Below are 18,591 nucleotides of genomic sequence, written 5' to 3'. Positions count from 1 at the left end.
GCAAAGAACATGTGTAAGCTATCCTTCTTTCTATCGCAACCTTGATTGGTACCCTTCCTCATCTATATCTTGGTCTGAAAACAAAATAAATTGATAAGTATGTTGCCCTTTTGTAGTAATTAATATGAAAGATTTATAATAATTTATAATATATAAAAATTCTGCGATGAAAGTATGATTTAGCCGGCCATTGCCCCAAAATTTCCGGCGTGCACGAAAAAAATTAGAAGGGCAGAAACCAATGCCGATAATAATATTATCGGCCTAATTTACGAATACTTAATGATAAAAGGTCTATTCTAAAGGTAATTGCGAAAGAGGGAAATGTTAATAGAACAAGTCAGTTTCTATGAAAATCTGACTTTCGAAGGGGAGATAATTTAGAAAGGTATCCATTTATATAGAAATAATAAAATTGTTACTTCCAGACCCCGATTCGTTTTGACCGGATCACTTCCTGGAAAGATAGATAAATATACTGTATTGTAAAAAGAGCGCTAATTTAGATATATACATATAGCAAATTAGATTTCGTTAATAATAGCGTATGTGTCCCATTTCGTTATCAAAGAATAAATTATTATCTTTTTAGCTGTTTTTGCTATCTGCGATCGGGCGGCCCATATTATTATACAATTACAAAGATTTCTTGGCTGCATTCGTAAATGGTAGCATATCAGGCCTATATATATAAGAGGGGTATCAATTATTATATGTGGTATGGGGTTCAATAGCTATTAATACACGTACGGGCTAAATTAAATAATTACAAACAGGATTGCATTCTAAAGTAACTCGGGCCATCCCAATGGGGAAAGCATATCATATTTTGCTGATTGATAATGATGAGAGCGATACCGATCTCATTGAGACTGAGCTGAACAAACAGGATATTGATCTTCACCTCGATATTATTCAGACAGAAGGGCAATTGATTGACCGTCTCGATAATAAGCCCCCTGATTTGGTTATCAGCGATTATAACCTGCCCACGCTATCCGGTACCAGCGCCCTCAGGATTGTTCGAGACCAGCATCCTCAGCTACCCTTTATTTTGGTTGCCGGCTCTATAGGCGAAGAGAAGGCCGTCGATATTATGTTGGAAGGGGCTTCTGACTATGCCATGAAAGACAACATCGAGCGGTTGGGGGCAGCTGTAAAACGGGAGCTTCAAAACTATGAGCAACACCTGCAAAAACAACATGAACTTGAACAGGCCAAAAAACGACAACAATCGATTATTGATTCGGTTGATGGCATTGTTTGGGAGGCGGATGCCCAAACATTTGAATTCCATTATATAAGCCCCCAAGTCAGGCAACTATTAGGATATACACCAAAAGAATGGCTTAATACCCCAAATTTTTGGCAGGATCATATTCATCCTAACGACCGCCCGCGAGCAGTATCCTATTGCCATCACAAAACCCGGCAGGGAGACAATCATGAGTTCGAATATCGCATGCTTACTGCCAATGATGAGTATGTGTGGTTTCGGGATTATGTGAGCGTCATCATGGAAGATGGAAAACCGAACCAGTTGCGGGGCATTATGCTTGATATTACCCAGCAAAAGAACGCTGAGCGGCAACGTGACAAGGCGTATAAAATAGCTAAAATTGGCCATTGGGAAATTGACTTCTCTATCAATAAGAATGGGACTGTTTACTGGTCGAACGCCATCCGAGAAATACTTGAAGTAGATGAGGATTTTCAACCAACAGTAGAAGACAGCATCTCTTTCATTGCCCCCCAAAGTCAAGAGTTAGGAAAAAATGCTTTTAAAGAAGCTGTTGCCAATGGAACCTCATATGATAATGAAATAGCCATTCGAACCGCGAAAGGGAATACACGCTGGGTTCGTAATACGGGGCAAGCGGAATTTAAAGACGGACAATGTATACGCGTATACGGGAGCTTCCAGGATATAACCGGCCGCAAAGTTTCCGAAAAAAAATATCGGAATATTTTTAATCTGTCCCCCCAACCTATGTGGGTGTATGATCCTGAAACGCTGAAGTTTTTGGATGTAAACCGGGCAGCGATCAGCCATTATGGTTACAGCTATGAAGAGTTCATGGACATGACGCTAAAAGATATTCGTCCGGAAGGCGATATCCCTGAGCTTATGGAAGCGGTAAAAGAGAAGCGCAGGAAAAAGGATAGTTATTATGAGGGGCTGTTCCGCCATAAAACAAAAGAGGAATCCATTATACATGTAAATATAAAAAGAAACAGTATTGATTATGAAGGGCGAGAAGCTGCTATGGTGCTTGCGGAAGACGTTACCGAAAAGCTGGAGGCTGAACGCGAACGGCAATTAAGCGAACAAAAGTTTAAATCGCTTGTACGATCAGGTGCCAGCACGATTGCAGTCCTGAACGAAGAAGGAATTTTCAGTTATATAAGTGAAAACCATGAACAAATTACCGGGTGGTCTTCCCAAGAGCTGACAGGTAAAAATGCCTTTAAGTTCATGCATCCGGACGACAGAGACCGGGTACGGGCCCGCTTTCGCAAATTACAAACGAAAAAGGAGAACCAACATACGCTGCCCTACCGATTCAAGCACAAAGAGGGTCATTGGATTTGGAAAGAAAGCATAGGATCGGACCTTTCACAGAGTCCGGTCCTTAACGGATATGTGATCAATAGCCACGATGTTACCGAACGCAGATATTACAGGGAATTGGAAAAAATTGAACGTGATATTCTGGAAGAGAGTATCACGGGCAATAGCAGCTTATCAGTTCTTGCAGAAAAGCTTTTACTTAAGCTTGAGGACTTGCATTCCTGCATGACCTGTTCTATTCAGAAAATTGTGAATGGAAAACTTCAAAACCTGGCAGCCCCCAGTTTGCCTAAAGCATATTTGGCTGAAATTGAGGGCATTTCTATTGGCAATAACATGTGTACTTGTTGCACGGCGGCATATCTTAAGGAACCTGTTATCGCAGAAAATATTTATGGAAATCCCCGTTGGGAGGGGTATCGACACCTGGGTGATAAATATAACTTCAGTGCCTGCTGGTCCAAACCGATAATAGACAGCGACCAAAACGTGGTGGCAACGTTTGCCATTTACTATAAAACACCGCAGGCACCCTCTGATCGCGAAAAGAATACTATTGACCGCGTGGCCCATCTTCTCCGGTTGCTTTTTGACAGCTTTGACAAGGAGAAAGCAGAACAAAAGCTAGCCCTGCGCGAACAACGATTTAAATCACTAGTTCAGGATGGATCGGATTTAATTGCCATTCTGGACCAGAATGGGAACTATACATACGTTGCTCCCACCTCGGTGTCTGTTTTAGGGATACCTCCGGAAGAGTTTATAGGAAACAACGCCCTCGACTATATCCATGACAAGCATAAAGGCCGCATACAAGAAGTTTTAGCAACCTTGCCGGAAACAAAGAGAGCTAAAATTAAGCCCTTTTTATTTAAAGATGGTAAAGGAGAATGGCGATGGGTTGAAACGATTATCACAAATCTTTTAGATAACCCGGCCGTTGATGGCTTTATAGCAAATTCGCGTGATGTAACAACTCAAATTGAGCGTGAACAGAAACTAAAAGAAAACTTAGAACTTTATGAATATGTAACCAAAGCAACCGATGATGTTGTTTATGATTGGAATATTGCAAAAGATATCCTGCAATGGGATGACAGTTTCCGGGAAAAGTTCCCCTATCATACCCAGGAGCAATATACGATCAGGCATTGGACTCAAAATATTCACCCTGAGGACCTTCCTGAGGTCAAAGAAAGTTTAAATCACATTTTAGAGAACACAGAAAAATCCCAGTGGGAACAGGAATATCGCTTCCAAAAAAACGACGGTTCGTATGCCACCGTTTTTGAACGCGGCTTTATCATTCGGGACGGCCAGGGAAATGCGGTTCGTATGATTGGCTCCCTACAGGATATCACGGAACTGAAACAGCATGAAAAAGAATTAGAAGCGTCTTTAAAAGAAAAAGAAACCCTGCTGAGAGAGATACATCATCGCGTAAAGAATAACCTGGCAGTTGTTTCAGGCATGATGCAGCTGCAGGCATTTAGTGAAGAAGATGAAAGTTTAAAAGACAAACTGTTTGACAGTGTCGTACGCATCAAGACAATGGCGTCCATACATGAACTCCTGTATCAGTCAAATAGTTATTCCCACCTGCAGCTTGGCCAAAATATTAAAAAGCTGGTTTCAAATGTTACAGGGGCATTTCAAAAGGATGCAAATATTACATTACATTTCGATCTTGAACCCGTAGCTATAAATATAAACCAGGCCATTCCCTGCTCTTTAATTGTCAATGAAGTCGTAACCAATGTGTACAAACATGCTTTTGATCAAGAACAAAAGGGAACATTACATGTTGAGATATTTGAAGAAAATAAGATTGTTCACATTCGAATAAGAGACAACGGCCAGGGCTTGCCCGATAATTTTGACAGTGCGTTCAAGGGTAATAATCTTGGATTACAATTAATTGATACGCTGGCCATTCAGCTTGATGCTAACTATGGCTACGAATCATTAGACCAGGGTACCCTATTTACCCTCAGCTTTGAAAAGGCCGACATTAAAGGAATTGGCAATGCTCAGTTGTATTAAAACCAGACAACCATGCGAAGAGATCAATTAAAAAAAGTGCTCATCGTAGAAGATGATATGATCATCTCTATGGTTTTAGAACGCATGATAAACAAAATGGGCTTTGATACTGTTGAAAAAGCTGTAACCGGTAAAAAAGCAATAAGCCTGGCACAAGAACACGAACCGGATATCATTTTGATGGACATACAGCTCAAAGATGATATTGACGGAATTACAGCCATGCAGAAAATACGTGAATCATCAGATGTTCCGGTAATCTACATTACCGGCAACTCGGACCAGTATTATAAAGAAAGGGCCCGGGAAACCAATTATATAGATTACCTGATAAAACCTATAGAAATGGACGATCTCAAAACATCCATTGATAAAATATTTGGCAGCTAGGGTTATCATGAAGGATTAGCCTGCATCTTATTTTAGGGATTGGCGGAGTATGGCTTGGTATCTTTACAAACCAATGGCTAATAAAATGATACAAAAGGATATTTTCTGTATGATACGATCATACGATCTCTTTCCATCAAAGAAACGATAATCTTCTGTTTATAAACTTCCTTATATTAGGATCGGCCATTGCGGAAGATTCCAACCGTCGCATTTATGAAGACAACGTCGGACAGTGTGGAAAATCCCTTCTGGGAGCAATCGGTCGGGGAAGCTTTATATAACTATTAGGGAAGCTCGATACAAAAAGTTGATCCCGTACCCGGCTCGCTTTCTACCTCTATATGTCCCCCATGGGCCCTCACAATTTTATCAGCGATAGCCAGGCCAAGCCCTGTACTTTTCTCTCCACCGGTCGGCACCGCGCTTAATTGGGAAAAGGGCTGAAATAACTTTTCTATCTCATCTTCCGGAATTCCCTGACCCTGATCCCGGACAACGATGGTAACTTTATCGCTTTTGGATGCTTTCTGAATGCCTACCCGCACTTCGGTATCGGAATGCGAAAACTTGATAGCATTCGATAACAGGTTGTCCAATACTTGCTGAAATTTATGATAATCGATCTCCTTAACAACGGACGACTCAGGCAGTTCTAAACTGATTTTTATATTCTTTTTGGCTGCAGCCGATCCGTTCAATGTAACAACCCGTTCAATTAGTTGAATGAGGTCGTGTTCTTCCATTTCGAGGCTTAAACTTCCCGATTCAAAAGTAGAAATATCAAGCATGTCCTCAATGATATTAACCATATGCTTACTGGACGCTTTAATCTCTTTCACCAGCTGCTCTTGCTCTTCGCTAAGAAAAGGAGTCTCATGATGATCTTCCAATAAAAAAACAGCATAATTCTGGATGAGATTAAGCGGGTTACGAAGGTCATGTGCAGCCATGCCCAACATTTGATTTTTGAGTTCATTTGTACGCTCCAGTTCGGCTGTTTTTTTGGTGAGTTTACGCTGCATATTTGCCAACTCATTGTTCAGTCCGCTCATTTCATCATACAGGTTCCACTCTTCCTCACTTGACTGCGGGACTGCCCGCTTATTTTTCATCAGAGAGCGCAGCTTATTTATCTGCTCATTATTCATCTCCATCAAACCATTGAGGAATTGCTCTCTGTCCTCTGGGTCAGGAATACCGATAATCAGATTCATATCATCCATCTTCACACCCGAAAAGTTAAACAACGTAGAAGAGCCTTCGTCACAGATATGTAATTCCCACCCGTAGGCTACCCCATTTTTATTCACAGAATCAATGAGTTTATAACCTTTTGCAATACTATCTGTCTCCAAACAATCGGCAAAGGTGGTTGAGGCCGACGGCTTTTCGGGAAATAATCCGAAGGTATCATGAATAACCCTGTTAAGAATTCCTCTATTGCTTACTTCTAAAGCAATTCCCTGCGGGGATTTTTTTGTGTTTTTGCTCAATTTCTTATCAGTTTATTTGCTATTTCAATAGCCTCTTTTGCGGTCGATGCGGAAGCATCAGCACCAAGTTTCTTCCATAAATCCGGGATAAACCGAAAGGGATAACCACCCACGAGAACCTTAATATCCTCTGCCTCTTTATCTCTTTTTAACTTTTGGATAAGGTCTTGTGCTTGGCCAATATGCAGTGGCAATGTTACAGAGATGGCCAATATATCGGCATTGAATTCCTTAAGTGTTTTAATCAAATGCTCATCGGGCATGTTGGCACCCAAATAATGCGTATCCCAGCCATCCATTTCAAAAAAATCAGCTACCATGCGAATACCAATTTCGTGTAATTCATCCGCAACCGAGCAAGCTACTAACTTGCTCTTCTTTTTATCCATTGAGAATATCTTTGGATATAAACGGGACATGATAAGTTGAGTAGCTGCTGTGCAATAGTGCTCATGTGCGACTGATATTTTGTTATTTTGCCACAATACGCCCACTTCGTACTGGGTATTTTGAAAAATGTACTCATAAATATCTTTTATGGGAGTATCATGTGCCACTAAATCATCAATAAGTTTAGCGGCTTCTTTTCGGTTACCGGCCAACAGCAACTCGAGATAGATTCGTGCTTCCTCAACCAACGGATTGCCATCCTTAAGGAAAGTTTCTTGAGCTATCTGTATGTCATTAAATGATTGAAGCCCTTTAGTGATAAATTCAACCACTATTGCAGCCTCATCTTCAGCTAAACGCTTCTGAAGAGCTTTTTTCAAAAACATCATGTTATCAACAAGATCATTTACAGGAATATCCCGCTCTTTAAGCATCGTACGAGCCCATTCCAGGTAGTTACTAAACAGGATAACGCTGTTGACCCTGACCGCTTGCTCCAGATAATTGATATGATAAATGGTATCCTCAAGGCACTTTTCTCTCCCTTTTTTGCCATACTGATCTTCCAATTCAGCGTGATCATCAAAATACAAATCCGTAGTAAGTTGAGCTAAATCCTGCTTATGCTCCGCTATATTTTCTGCTGCTGAACTCATTGAATTTGACATAAACAAGGGTCAGGAAGTGATATGATTAAAAAAGGATAATGAAAAACTCCGTTTTACCAGTTTTAATCCATCCGGTATATGTTGATGCGATTCACTTCGATGGTGTTTATGCCAATGATGAAACGATTCTTCATCTCTCCAGTGAGTAATCAGCCAAAATTCAGCCGGATTATCCTTGGGAGATAGTACATTGAGACCCTTGAAACCGTCGGCATCTTCTACAAGTTGTGGCCTGTTTCTAAAAGCCTCGCGGACTTCGGCTTCCATATTATTGCGAACTTCAAATTTACTGATAGCAGTGAATCCCATATTACCTTATTTACTCGTGGACAGGTGATACGCTAAAAAAATTAAAATCTGATAAATTTGCGTTTATCAAATTTATATTCATAGGGATACAAAATATAACTGATATAACTGACTTTAAAAACATGTATAAAGAAGGCTTTGAAACACCTTGCACGCCGGAACTGGAGCGGGACACCTGGTGGGCGGTCCGCTACCTGCCGCCCCAGCACGCTATTATCACCGAAAAGCCATTTAAGAAGAAAGCGACTTAATAAAAAAATAAGATTAACACTCCTTTTTGCTCAAAACTTCTCTTACCGTTTGACTGAATTACAAATTTTACTATTCTTGAATAGTATTCGCACCGCTACGCCTTTAAGAAGGTTATAATGCCGATAATGAGCATATTTTGTGTTTTAATTCTGAGAGGACGAATACACATCACCTGTATGCATAACTTCTTTTTTTGTAAGGATCGAGGCCGGGAATAGTATATTATTAAACGACACACTCAACCATATACCACTAATTCTCTCGCGCTTGACAAGGGCAGATCACATACTATCTTAAAGGAGAATTGACCGAATCGGAAGCCATAAAGTTTTGAATCCAGCTTCTTTGACATCCGAAATATTTGAAGCTGCTGCATATAGAATTGTATTTGATACTTGACTTTAGAGACAGGCAATAGTAAGTACGGGAGTATACTATATTCAACAGATTGCTCCCTTTATGAAAAGCGCAGCCAGTGATTTTATTAATTATTCCAAGGATCAATTTGATTACTTCACAGATATGCTTAGATCCCTTCAAAATTAATTAACACTGAAATCCTTGAACTTTAAATGTTTTCTTAAAAACTTCGTAATCGCTATAAGAATTTGATCGAAAACATATAAATCGGTTTTCAGAAGTACGGGGGTACTTTTATATAACGAGGATATGCTTTTCTAAGAGGCCAAAAATTAAACAACATTACTTGCAGACCCTGGTTCGTTTTGACGGGGGGCAATACTGAGAAAATCCTTAAGATCTGGGTTAAACCCTGCCCCCCCTATATAGTAATACCCCGAGATGGTACTCTCAGGGCATTACTACTACGGCCAGGTTGGGCAACCGGCCGCAGTGCTATTCTAACTTTTCTTCGCCCAAATCAAGCTCCTTCGCTAGCAGATCTTCCAGAAATTGGGTATACGCGTCATTTACCATCAGCTCTTCGCCCACTCCGAAGTAACTATCCTGTCTCATCATTTGCTTGAAGTCTCACAGCGTTTCCGCTTGGGCTAACTCCTTGTTATGTCGCATTCAACGTTTCATCTTAGCCTCGTTCGGGTTTTGAGCCGTATCGGATCGCATATGATCCATGAATTTGCGTTCCAGTTTTTGATGTATGTTAAATTTTATATTTGGCATGGTTGCCTCCTTTGTTAATTATTAATGTTTGTTATTTATTTCAGGGTGTTGCCAAGCTCATTATACAATCTTTTGATTGTGTTATCCGAGCTTGGCGCTTAGCCTGGCTTTGCTTGTTAATTGTGGATAAATTGATCGGTTATTCTAAGCGGGAGTGAGCTGTATACATCAACCTGGACATCCTCCCGTAATGCCCTGGCACGGCCTATAAGTTGGGTGAGGGAAGAACTAAGGTCGGAAAGGTGTATTTCCCTCAAGTCTTTGTTTGAGAACGTGTTGAACGCAAAACGAAACCCGTTCCACTGGACGTTCTGGTATTTAAATGCCCGGTTGTATTTGTCGACGTTGATACCCAGGCATTTTCCCATAAGCAGGTACAATGCCTGGTTTTTAAATGGGGTTCCAACAATTTGTAAATTCTGCCCCTTGAGACCGTCAAACCCCTCACTTTTACCGTAATATATTTCGGTGACTCCGTTCTTCACCTTATCAGCGAAACTCATGAAGGTCAGCGTGGGTTTATCATCCTCGAGCTTCTCATTTAGCTCATCAACAGACCCTTCCAGAGAAGACCGACTATAGGATTTCTTGGTATGCTGAATGATTCTGCCAGTCGTCTCAACGTCTGAAAGGTCTACGACCCGTGCCCGCTCGCCCAGGATCTGCTTGTATATCGACAGATTCAGCGTGGCTGACATGATGATTATTTTACGATCAGTGGGAAGGTGATTTTGGTTCACAAAGAAAATCTTTTTTTCGTTTCCTTCTTCCTTGTAGATGTAGTCGCTGCTTAGAAACTGAACCAGGTTACTGGAAATCCCCTCTTCCCGGGCAAAGGCCCCTCCTTCTTTTTCCATGTCAATATTAAAGTGATGGGGCAGACTTGTAATCTCTCCTTCTTCCACCTCTTCTACCAAGAACTTGAGCAGATCCCAGATAGAATCCTCGGTGTTTTTAAAGAGTTTCTTTCCCCCGGACCAGCTCAGCTTTTGCAGGTCTTCCAGGTCAATGGATTGGACGCTAAGCAGCTCCTCCATGATATCTTCATCAAAAATAGTAGTGTGATACGGTAAGTTCTCGCTGAAAATAGCTCTGCTATGGGTGGTGAAGATGGTCTTGTTATCGGTCGCATAACATTGCTTTAGTTGCCTGATATATTTACCCGCAGTGAGGGCATCGTTGGTAGTGTAACTGCCGCTTGTCACCTGATGGGATACCTCCAATATCTTCTTGTAAGCGAGCTTAGAGAGCCCAAGCTCATACAGGTTGCCGAGATAAGAGTTAAGCTCCTCAGACTCAAACTGGGGTACTTCTGGGGTAGCGATCGCATTGTGAGGGTTGGCTCTTTTCTCACGTAAGACCTCATTTTTAAGGCTATGATTCGGAAACGCTAGCACCGTATGATCCAAATCTTTTATTCGATACGTCTTTCCAATCCCTGTGGGCAGCTTGAAGAGCCACACCTTATCCTCAAGATCATCTAAGGCTTCGTTAAGGGTGCTCTGGAGCATATGCTCCGCGTTTTGTAGGGAGGCTTTTGGGATCTGCTCGGTTACCTGCACGCCACGCACGAAATCACGCTCCGCTGAGATCAGATTTCTGTATTTGTGATCCTCCCCGTAAGGAGAGAAGTTTTCCAACCGCATAGGAAAATAGCAGGTCCGGGCATCTTTGTTTCGCTTGTGGAACCGGCGACATAATTCGAAGCGTCCATCTCTTGGATATGGATTTGCCCCCTCATGGTTTTCGTTGAACTCTTCCAGTCGCTGCCGGTAGAGCTTAGCTCCCCCTTGCATCCAGACCATATTTTGCGATAAGCCTAAAAGCTCCGCATACGACAGGCGTTCTTCTCTATGTAAAAAATCATGGAAAATCTTAATACGATCAGCCAGCTTTTTCCAGTCAATATTCTTCCCATGTTGCTGCTTTTTTAATTGCTGTCGATACTCTTCTTTTTCTTCTAAAGTCCACTGGCTTTTCTTCAGTTTCTTGTTACTTGTTATAATAGAAGACTGATCGTTCTCCATCTCCGTTTCATGGTAAGAAGAGTTGCTGCCAATCTTTCTCATCCTTCCGCCGCCTTTCAGCTTATCGCTGTCTAAAACTGAAGTAAGTCGGTTCAGTGGAACTTCCTGCTCGGTAAGGACAAACCCTTTCTTGTCAGATCCATAAAAGAATCTTGCCGCATCAGAGGTACTCTGATCACTTTCCGGAAACAGGGCGAGCAGCCCTTTCTGTATCCAATCTCTGAGGCCTCGACCGGTGATCAGGGTATCTAAAAATAAGACCAGCCTGAACTTGGGTTTCTCTTTGCTATGGGTGAAGGTATGATAATAGGCATTGGGCTCCAGGTCGTACTTTCTTAGCCTGCTTATTACATTCTGTGGCTCGATTCCAGAGTCGAAATCAAGGCCGAAGATGCTCTGGGAGACCCAATTCTCATTGCTGCGGGCTCCATCAAAGACGGCCGGCGTTCAGGTGCAGCCATACTCACTGGTGAATGTGATGAACTCCTCAACGGAGTCAGGCTGCTGAACGTCAGTAAGATTTTGGCTGATCACGCCTACCTGGCTTCCCGTAGGCTTTTCTTTTTGGATCGTATTATCGGTGGTAAATGTGTGGGATATCTGCATAACAAAAAACGGGTATTGTATTGAAATCTTTAATTCGTTACCAGTTTTCTTGTCGGCAGGTTGTCCGGTGGGCAATAGCCTAAAGCTCATTAACCAACACACGTGGAAGGGGGTTGTCAGTGGTGGGTTGTCTGTTTTCTGTTGTCTGCTGCGCCGTGCAAGGGATTAACTCCAGCACTGCTACTTATTCTATTACAGATTCCGCAATTTGTCAAATGTAAAGGTCATAAAGATTACCTTTTTTCCGGTTTATGCTCAAAGTAGCCTTCATAGGCTAGCAGTGTCATTATTTCAGGAATATAAATCTGTAACCGTTGTAAATAAAAAGGGCCAAACGGCCCGTCAGGCTCCGTTGCCCAACCAACCATTTGGCCCTATAGCGGATGTGGAGGTTTTCGCTTACATCGTTTACATATTTACAAGCGCCCCCTGCGCGCTCCTGCGGGCGATTATGGCGTAAACCAATCCGTAAACGGCTTGCCGTTGACGTTTATATCTACCGGAAAGACCGTGCAGCTCTTGGAGGTACCACGTTTTTTCATTCGTGTGCCTATACTTGTCTTTATATTATACGTATCCCGAAACCATTTGAGCAATGGTCTTTTCCCTCCAGCATGCTTTTCCAATTCGGTCTTCTCCCAATGGTCATTGACAATACGGACTTCGTTTCCTTTTATGTAATAGTCATCCTCCTCAGTGAAATGGGGATTATTGCTCCATTCGTTAAGGAGTTGGGCGAGAAGATCCTCGCGGGTTGCTTGTTCACATGCCCCAAGCTCCAGAGACAACGCAAAAGCTTTCATAAGGACTGGCTCGGCTATTGCTTTGCCACCGGTATCCACGAGCCGGGCGATAGCGATCAGCGGACGCATCAGCTCCCGCTGCCGGCTGGTGAGGGTATGTCCGTTGGCCAGGGAAATAATCCTCGGCAGTCTCCGGTAGTAGCGGTGGATGGTTTCATGGTGAAACAGTCCCAGCGCGTAACCGCCCCGACGTATCTGGCGGCCCCGTTCCTCCAATCCTTTTTGGATATCGCTCCACTCCTTTTTGATAGCTGTAGGAGGCATGGGAACGGTATTTATGGTAATCATGCGCGATTTAAGCGCATCGGCGGTAATATCGTCAATACCTCCAAAGGCTTTTGGGGAATAGGAATGAAGGCTCACCTCTTTATTACCGACCATCTTGGAAATACGCCCACTCTTCTTATAGCCTGAGTTGATCATCTGCACAAACTCATCGCCGGTTCCGCTGGAGGCTTTTTCATACTCATCAAAGCAGATCGTCCCTCCCAGCCGGTCAATACGATTGACAGTCGCGGCCTTTGTAGCCTGCGACTGAAACAGCCCGTTAAACCCACACATCGATATGAGCTTCAGCAGCGAACTCTTGCCCGTGTCATACCGACCATTGAAATGCAGGTACCCGTAGGCCGGGAACAGCCGGTAGACATAGGTTCCCATAATCCACAGGGCGATCAGGGACGCCATTTGGTCATGCTCGAAGTAGAAGTAATCCAGGATAAAATCCCGCAGGCTCTCGAAGGTGCGCCTTGGCGTAAGCTGGGGACGTGCGTTGACGATATTAAAGACCTCCGCTCTGGTAAGCCTGAAATTGCTGTCGGTAGCGGAGGCCTCGGTTTCCAAGCCGTGCATCTTGGGCAACTCATCCACGTCCAATACATTAACGGGCTGAGAATGGGCCACTTCTCCATTTTTTAGCCCATACCACAGCATATCGCGGCCCGTATCCAGGGGAAAATACAAGCTCTTGGGTCCGGGTCGAATAATACTCTCGTGATAGGTTTTCTTGTCGTAGGATGAAAGTCGTCCGGGCTTCGCTTTCTCGACCTCTTCGAGCAGGATGCTCTTACTTTCCTTTTCGGCCAGCCATGGGACGACCGGCTCCCCGCCGGTCAGTGCCGGCGCACTTACCGCCTTGACGGGTATATCCCTGCTATACAAGCTTTTCAGCAGCGGATAAAACGAATGCTCCCAGTCCCCCCGGTCGTTGCCCATGAGCAGGACCACGGTTTTGCCTTCACTCAGCTTCTCGTAGTCGTTCCAGCGCAGGGCCTGCGCCGTAGGTCGCAGGTAAGCCGGCTCATCTAGAAGCCACTCAATCATCTTTGCCTGCAGGGGATTCTCCACCATCCATAGGCGTTCAGCGCCCGGGGCCGGCTGCAAGCGAGGCACGCCCACTATCGTTTCGTTGCGAGCACCGGGCCGCCACGATATATTGCAGATCGGTTTACCCGACCCGCTGTAGTGTAGGTAATAAAGCCGCTTGCCTTTGCCGTCCGCCCAGAGCGGAAGGTCGGTGACCTGCTCGCCTTCAAGGCCCGTGAGGTATTCAAAGTCAAGCTGACGATCTTCGCTCTCTCGAAACCGGGTCAGCTGATCCTTGCACCGACGCGGGTGCAACTCGTATTCATCGGTGGACTCTACGGCTATGGCCTTGGCTACCCCCTCGTCGGTAAGCAGCGGGAACAGCTCCGCAAGGAACGCTTCCGGGGCGCCTCCCCTGCCGGTAGCTTTGCACTTGTAGGTGCCATCTTCGCTGATCATAATGTCGCCATCCCCAAAGGGAGAATTCCCCGCGAGGGGATAGTCTCCTTGCAGGGCACGCTCGGAAGAAAGCCCGTTGACGTATCGGCTGTAAAAGAAATAAATGGAATTCATGGTACTGTTGATTGAATGTTGATATTAATTGGTTGACTGGATCAGGTTTTGCAGAAAGGTCGTGGTGACCTTGCTCGTATGGCCGGTATCGAGCCTCATGCAGACCTCATTATAAAGCCCATTGAGGCCCCGCTGGGTGTAGCCTTTGGTCGCCGCCGTGATGACATCATAATCGAACTGGACAAGCTGGTCGGGGAGCTCATTAAACAAGCCTTCCAGCACCGCTCTTCGCTGGGGGCCGTCAGGCTTGGGCATATGAAACCGGCGCCGGAAGCGGCTGAGAACAGCTTCGTCAAGGTGTCCGGGCACGTTGGTTGCCCCAATAAGATAGATGCCTTCGTTACTGACCACGCCCTCCATCTCCCCAAGAAATACGCTGAGCGCATCCTCAGCGTGGCGATTTAAGTCGGAACCACTTCTCTTTTTTCCGATGCCATCAATTTCGTCAATAAAAAGCACCAACGGCTTAAAGGTCCGGGCCTGGGCGAACATTTCCCGGATGTTTCGCTCGGTTTCTCCCACCCATTTATTTTTGAAAGAAGCCCCCTTTTTATACAGAAAGGACACATCTAAATAATCCGCGATCGCTTGGGCCAGATAGGTTTTACCTGTTCCGGGAGGCCCGTGCAACAGGATAGCCTCGTTAGAGATATTGCTATATTTGGCCTCTTTCCTGCCGCTGATGAAGTCCAGCTGGGTCGTAATGTCGTGAATAAGCTCGTCCTGCCCGTAGATATCATCGAAGCTAACGGTAGGTTTTTGAAGTCCCATAATGCGGGCCCCCGTTGGAGTATAGCCAGAAATGGCCTTGGTCAGACGTTTATTAACGATCTTCGCTTTTGGATTTCGCTGATGTGCTGCCAGTGCGGCAATGCCGGCTTCCTTTGCTACGCCCTCGATATCGCCACCGGTGTAGCTGTCAGTCATACGAGCCAGCTTTTTGTATTCGATATCCCCGGATACCCTGAGTCCGCGAAGGAAAAATTCGAATAACTTCTGGCGATCCTGCTGGCTTGGAAGACCCATATTGATCAGCACATCCAGCCGTCCGCTTCGCTTGAGGCCTTGGGGCAGGCCACCCGGAAAGTTGGTCGTTCCAATCGTAAATACCCCGTCATTTTGTGAGTAACCGTCGATACATTCCTGCAATGTCGTCACATAGGGGTTTCCTGCTCCTGTCGCGCCGGCTTTGAAAAGACCATCGATTTCATCGATGAATACAATACAGCCGTCATTCTGTTTTGCAGCCCAGTCGTAGATTTCTCTTATAAAGCCAACACCCGCTCCCGATGGTAATGGTATCAAAGGGACCTTGGCCTCTTCGGCGATAGCACGAACCAAGGCGGTCTTTCCCACGCCGTTGGGACCGTAGATAAGGGCGCCCTTGAGCGGCTTGTGCAGAAACTTTTGGGCCAGTTCCGGCTTTTGGTAGGGCAGCAGAATCTTCTGCTTGACCTCCTGTATCACATCCTCCATGCCTATTATCTTATCGAATCCGCTGGAGGAGCGGGCCGGTTTTTCTCCTTTCAGCTGTTCAACAACGGTCTCCCCGTCTCCATCTTTCTCGGAGTCTCCATTGATGTCTTCCCAGTAGGTATCATTCGTGATATATCCAACGGCCGGATCGCATGAGGTTATCTTGACTTTTTTCTCGCGGAACCGGCAAATGTCTCCTTTTTGGAACTCCAATCCCTCTATGGCCCCGGGAGCCGGCTCGTCGGTTTCGATCTCCTTATACTGTATTATTTGGATCTCAGAAGCATTACTGCACGTGATCGTTGCTTTTGTCGGCTTATCCATGTCAATGCCAAAAGCATACCCAATCCACTTGCCGGCAAAAAGATAGTTGTCGGTCTCAGAAGGCAATTCTTTTAAAAAGCCATGCCAGACGAAGTCTTCTATGCTAATACAGTAGCGTTGCAAAAATGTCCAGCTGGGACTGCCATACTTGGTAAGCGTAGCTTGGGTAATGCCAAATCCATGGAGTGTATCTTCCAATTTGCGATCCTTAACTCTCTTACAGCTAATTTTTGTTGTTGTCATAGGTTATCCTCTGTGTTTGATTAATCGTTCTATTACTTTTCGCTCGAAATACTTTTTTCTCCCGCCTTTGAGATGCACCGATGGGATATATCGCTTGTGCTTGACGGGTAGATTGCTTCTGTTGAGTATGGTCTTTGCTGAAATGCCGTACTCTATCTCGACTCTCTTCGCCGACAGATACTTCGATGGAGGGTCTACTTTGACCTCTTCGAGTATCTCCCGGAGCTCAGCTAATAGTTCGTCTTTTTCTGTCATACCTCTTCGTTTGTTTGTGATTTCGCGTTTCAAAGGCAAAATCAGCAGATAGGCAGGCTTTTAAGATTTCTGTCTTGGTATTTTCGAGCCTTGTCCGGTTTATTACCACTTTTCAATGCCATATAGGAAAAGAGAAGGCAGATGGGAATCCCATAATATGTTAAAGCGGTATAACTTTATGGATTAAGGGGGAGGGCAAGTAGTATCATTTCAAAGTGCAGCTGGAAATGAGACTCAATAGTGAGAAGTAACTTAGCGGTGGTTAACTGGATTTAGAATTTGGGGACAAAATCGAGTAGGAAGATAGGGATTAATTCCCTATCTGTCCTCTCACACCACCGAACGTACCGGTCTGGTATGCGGCGGTTCATTACCGTTATAATTTAGCTCGAATAGAAGTCCAGCAAGCTGTTGTAGCCTTTCTTCCTCAGTCTTGCATTGGTAATCGTACCGGTCAGCACGTAGCTGTGCGCCGTGTGCCAGCCGCTTTTCCGGGTGTTGGCCCAGATGTAAGCGTTCCGGTGGCTCGCGCCCAGTTTCCTGAGGGCTTTATAGCGGGTACGTACCCGCTTCCATTGGGTCCAGATGCAGTACCGCAGGCGGCTTCTCACCCATTGGTCTATCTGTTTCAGGTGTTTGCGGGCATCGGCAAGCTGGAAGTATGCTACCCAGCCTCTGCACACGGCAGTGAGGCGCTTTAGCCGCTTACTCATGGAGACCGACCAGGTTTTCCTGGTGATTTCCCTGAGTTTTCCCTTCAGCCTATTCAAGCTTTCAGGAGGTATACGCAGGCGGTACCCGCCTTGGCCTCGATAGAAGCTGTATCCTAACAGCTCCATATTGCGGGCCTTACGGACGCCGCTCTTGCGCTGGTTCACCTCGAGCTTTAGCTCTTCCTCGATGAACCGGGTTATACTGGCCAGCACTCGCCGGCCGGCGCGCCTGCTGCCCACGTAGATGCTGAAGTCGTCGGCATACCGCACAAAGCGGTGTCCGCGGCTCTCCAGTTCTTTATCCAGCACATCCAGCAGGATGTTTGACAGTAGCGGGCTTAACGGGCCTCCCTGTGGGGTGCCCTGCCGGTTCGGGCTCACCACACCTCCACACATGACCCCTGCTTGCAGGTATCGTCGGATGAGTTTAAGCAGCGGTTTATCGAAGATCCGCTGGCTCACCAGATGCATGAGATAGTCGTGGTTTACCTTGTCAAAGAAACTCTTCAGGTCCATATCCACCACCCAGGTATATCCCTCATTAATGTAGCTTAGCGCTTGCCGAACGCCGTCGTGGGCACTCTTGCCCGGACGGAACCCGTAGCTGTAAGGGGAAAATTCGGGTTCGTAGACAGGCCCAAGAACCTGCTGGATTGCTTGTTGGATTAGCCGGTCGGTCGTGGTGGGAATACCCAGCGGGCGGGTCCCGCCGCCGGGCTTCTCGATTTCCACCCGTCGCACCGGCTGGGGGTTGTAGCTGCCTTCCTCAATCTCGGCCTTGATCCGGGGCCACTGCTCATCCAGAGCCTCGCGCAGGTCGGTGGTTTCCACCCCGTCTACGCCGGCGGCGCCCTTATTGGAGGTCACGCGCTTGTAGGCGCGTTCCATATTATCCCGAGATAGAATCTGTTGTAGCATCGTCTTCGAGTTTATCGTTATTGCTCTGATGTGCGGTGTGGGTGCAAGCGGTAACTCGGCTCTGGCGGGCGGACTTCGGGTTCTGCCC

General features: G+C 45.4%; 13 protein-coding genes. 3 read left to right on the top strand and 10 right to left on the bottom strand.

The features are described 5' to 3' along the window. The first annotated feature begins 829 nt into the window (after positions 1-829). Both BUB16_RS16760 and BUB16_RS16755 read left to right on the top strand, forming a co-directional pair. Positions 830-4,615 carry a PAS domain-containing protein gene (locus BUB16_RS16760; RefSeq protein ID WP_170864444.1) on the top strand — a complete coding sequence of 1,262 codons (3,786 nt, stop codon included), beginning with the start codon at positions 830-832 and terminating at the stop codon, positions 4,613-4,615. 12 nt (positions 4,616-4,627) lie between these two features. After that, positions 4,628-5,005 (top strand): response regulator, encoded by a 378-nt coding sequence (locus tag BUB16_RS16755; RefSeq protein ID WP_073067191.1) that lies wholly within the window; start codon positions 4,628-4,630, stop codon positions 5,003-5,005. 287 nt (positions 5,006-5,292) lie between these two features. Here the strand turns inward: BUB16_RS16755 and BUB16_RS16750 are convergent, their stop codons facing one another. Genes BUB16_RS16750 through BUB16_RS16740 form a run of 3 tightly spaced genes read right to left on the bottom strand, consistent with a single transcriptional unit; the run spans position 5,293 to position 7,868 of the window. Further along, positions 5,293-6,501 (bottom strand): sensor histidine kinase, encoded by a 1,209-nt coding sequence (locus tag BUB16_RS16750; RefSeq protein ID WP_073067188.1) that lies wholly within the window; start codon positions 6,499-6,501, stop codon positions 5,293-5,295. Then, positions 6,498-7,547: a cobalamin B12-binding domain-containing protein gene (locus tag BUB16_RS16745; RefSeq protein ID WP_170864443.1), complete on the bottom strand. Its 1,050-nt coding sequence runs from the start codon at positions 7,545-7,547 to the stop codon at positions 6,498-6,500. The genes BUB16_RS16750 and BUB16_RS16745 overlap by 4 nt, the downstream gene beginning before the upstream one ends. A 21-nt stretch (positions 7,548-7,568) precedes the next feature. Beyond that, the gene (locus BUB16_RS16740) at positions 7,569-7,868 is read right to left on the bottom strand and encodes an antibiotic biosynthesis monooxygenase family protein (protein WP_073067184.1); all 300 of its coding nucleotides are present in this window, start codon (positions 7,866-7,868) and stop codon (positions 7,569-7,571) included. Between the two features lie 122 nt (positions 7,869-7,990). Between BUB16_RS16740 and BUB16_RS22075 the strand changes: the two genes are divergently transcribed. Continuing rightward, positions 7,991-8,119 (top strand): hypothetical protein, encoded by a 129-nt coding sequence (locus BUB16_RS22075; protein ID WP_280173666.1) that lies wholly within the window; start codon positions 7,991-7,993, stop codon positions 8,117-8,119. A gap of 856 nt (positions 8,120-8,975) precedes the next feature. Here the strand turns inward: BUB16_RS22075 and BUB16_RS22070 are convergent. From BUB16_RS22070 to ltrA, 7 genes are all read right to left on the bottom strand, one after another. Continuing rightward, positions 8,976-9,098: a hypothetical protein gene (locus BUB16_RS22070; protein WP_280173665.1), complete on the bottom strand. Its 123-nt coding sequence runs from the start codon at positions 9,096-9,098 to the stop codon at positions 8,976-8,978. A gap of 278 nt (positions 9,099-9,376) precedes the next feature. Next, complete coding sequence (locus tag BUB16_RS16735; protein WP_073067182.1) at positions 9,377-11,329, bottom strand: hypothetical protein; 1,953 nt, start codon at positions 11,327-11,329, stop codon at positions 9,377-9,379. A 405-nt stretch (positions 11,330-11,734) separates the two neighbouring features. After that, positions 11,735-11,893: a hypothetical protein gene (locus tag BUB16_RS21630; RefSeq protein ID WP_170864442.1), complete on the bottom strand. Its 159-nt coding sequence runs from the start codon at positions 11,891-11,893 to the stop codon at positions 11,735-11,737. A 449-nt stretch (positions 11,894-12,342) separates the two neighbouring features. Beyond that, positions 12,343-14,574, bottom strand: a complete 2,232-nt coding sequence (locus BUB16_RS16720; protein WP_073067175.1) for a hypothetical protein — start codon at positions 14,572-14,574, stop codon at positions 12,343-12,345. A gap of 24 nt (positions 14,575-14,598) precedes the next feature. Next, positions 14,599-16,617: an AAA family ATPase gene (locus BUB16_RS16715; RefSeq protein ID WP_084088374.1), complete on the bottom strand. Its 2,019-nt coding sequence runs from the start codon at positions 16,615-16,617 to the stop codon at positions 14,599-14,601. A 3-nt stretch (positions 16,618-16,620) separates the two neighbouring features. Further along, positions 16,621-16,872, bottom strand: coding sequence for a hypothetical protein (locus BUB16_RS16710; RefSeq protein WP_073067171.1), 252 nt, complete (start codon positions 16,870-16,872; stop codon positions 16,621-16,623). A gap of 383 nt (positions 16,873-17,255) precedes the next feature. After that, positions 17,256-18,503 (bottom strand): group II intron reverse transcriptase/maturase, encoded by a 1,248-nt coding sequence (gene ltrA / locus BUB16_RS16705; RefSeq protein WP_073067169.1) that lies wholly within the window; start codon positions 18,501-18,503, stop codon positions 17,256-17,258. Positions 18,504-18,591 lie beyond the last annotated feature (88 nt).

Origin of the sequence: Fodinibius roseus (genome assembly GCF_900129315.1) — a bacterium.
Lineage (GTDB): Bacteria > Bacteroidota > Rhodothermia > Balneolales > Balneolaceae > Fodinibius > Fodinibius roseus.
The sequence above is the reverse complement of the archived record's forward strand: the minus strand, read 5'-3'. Positions and strand labels throughout refer to the sequence as shown.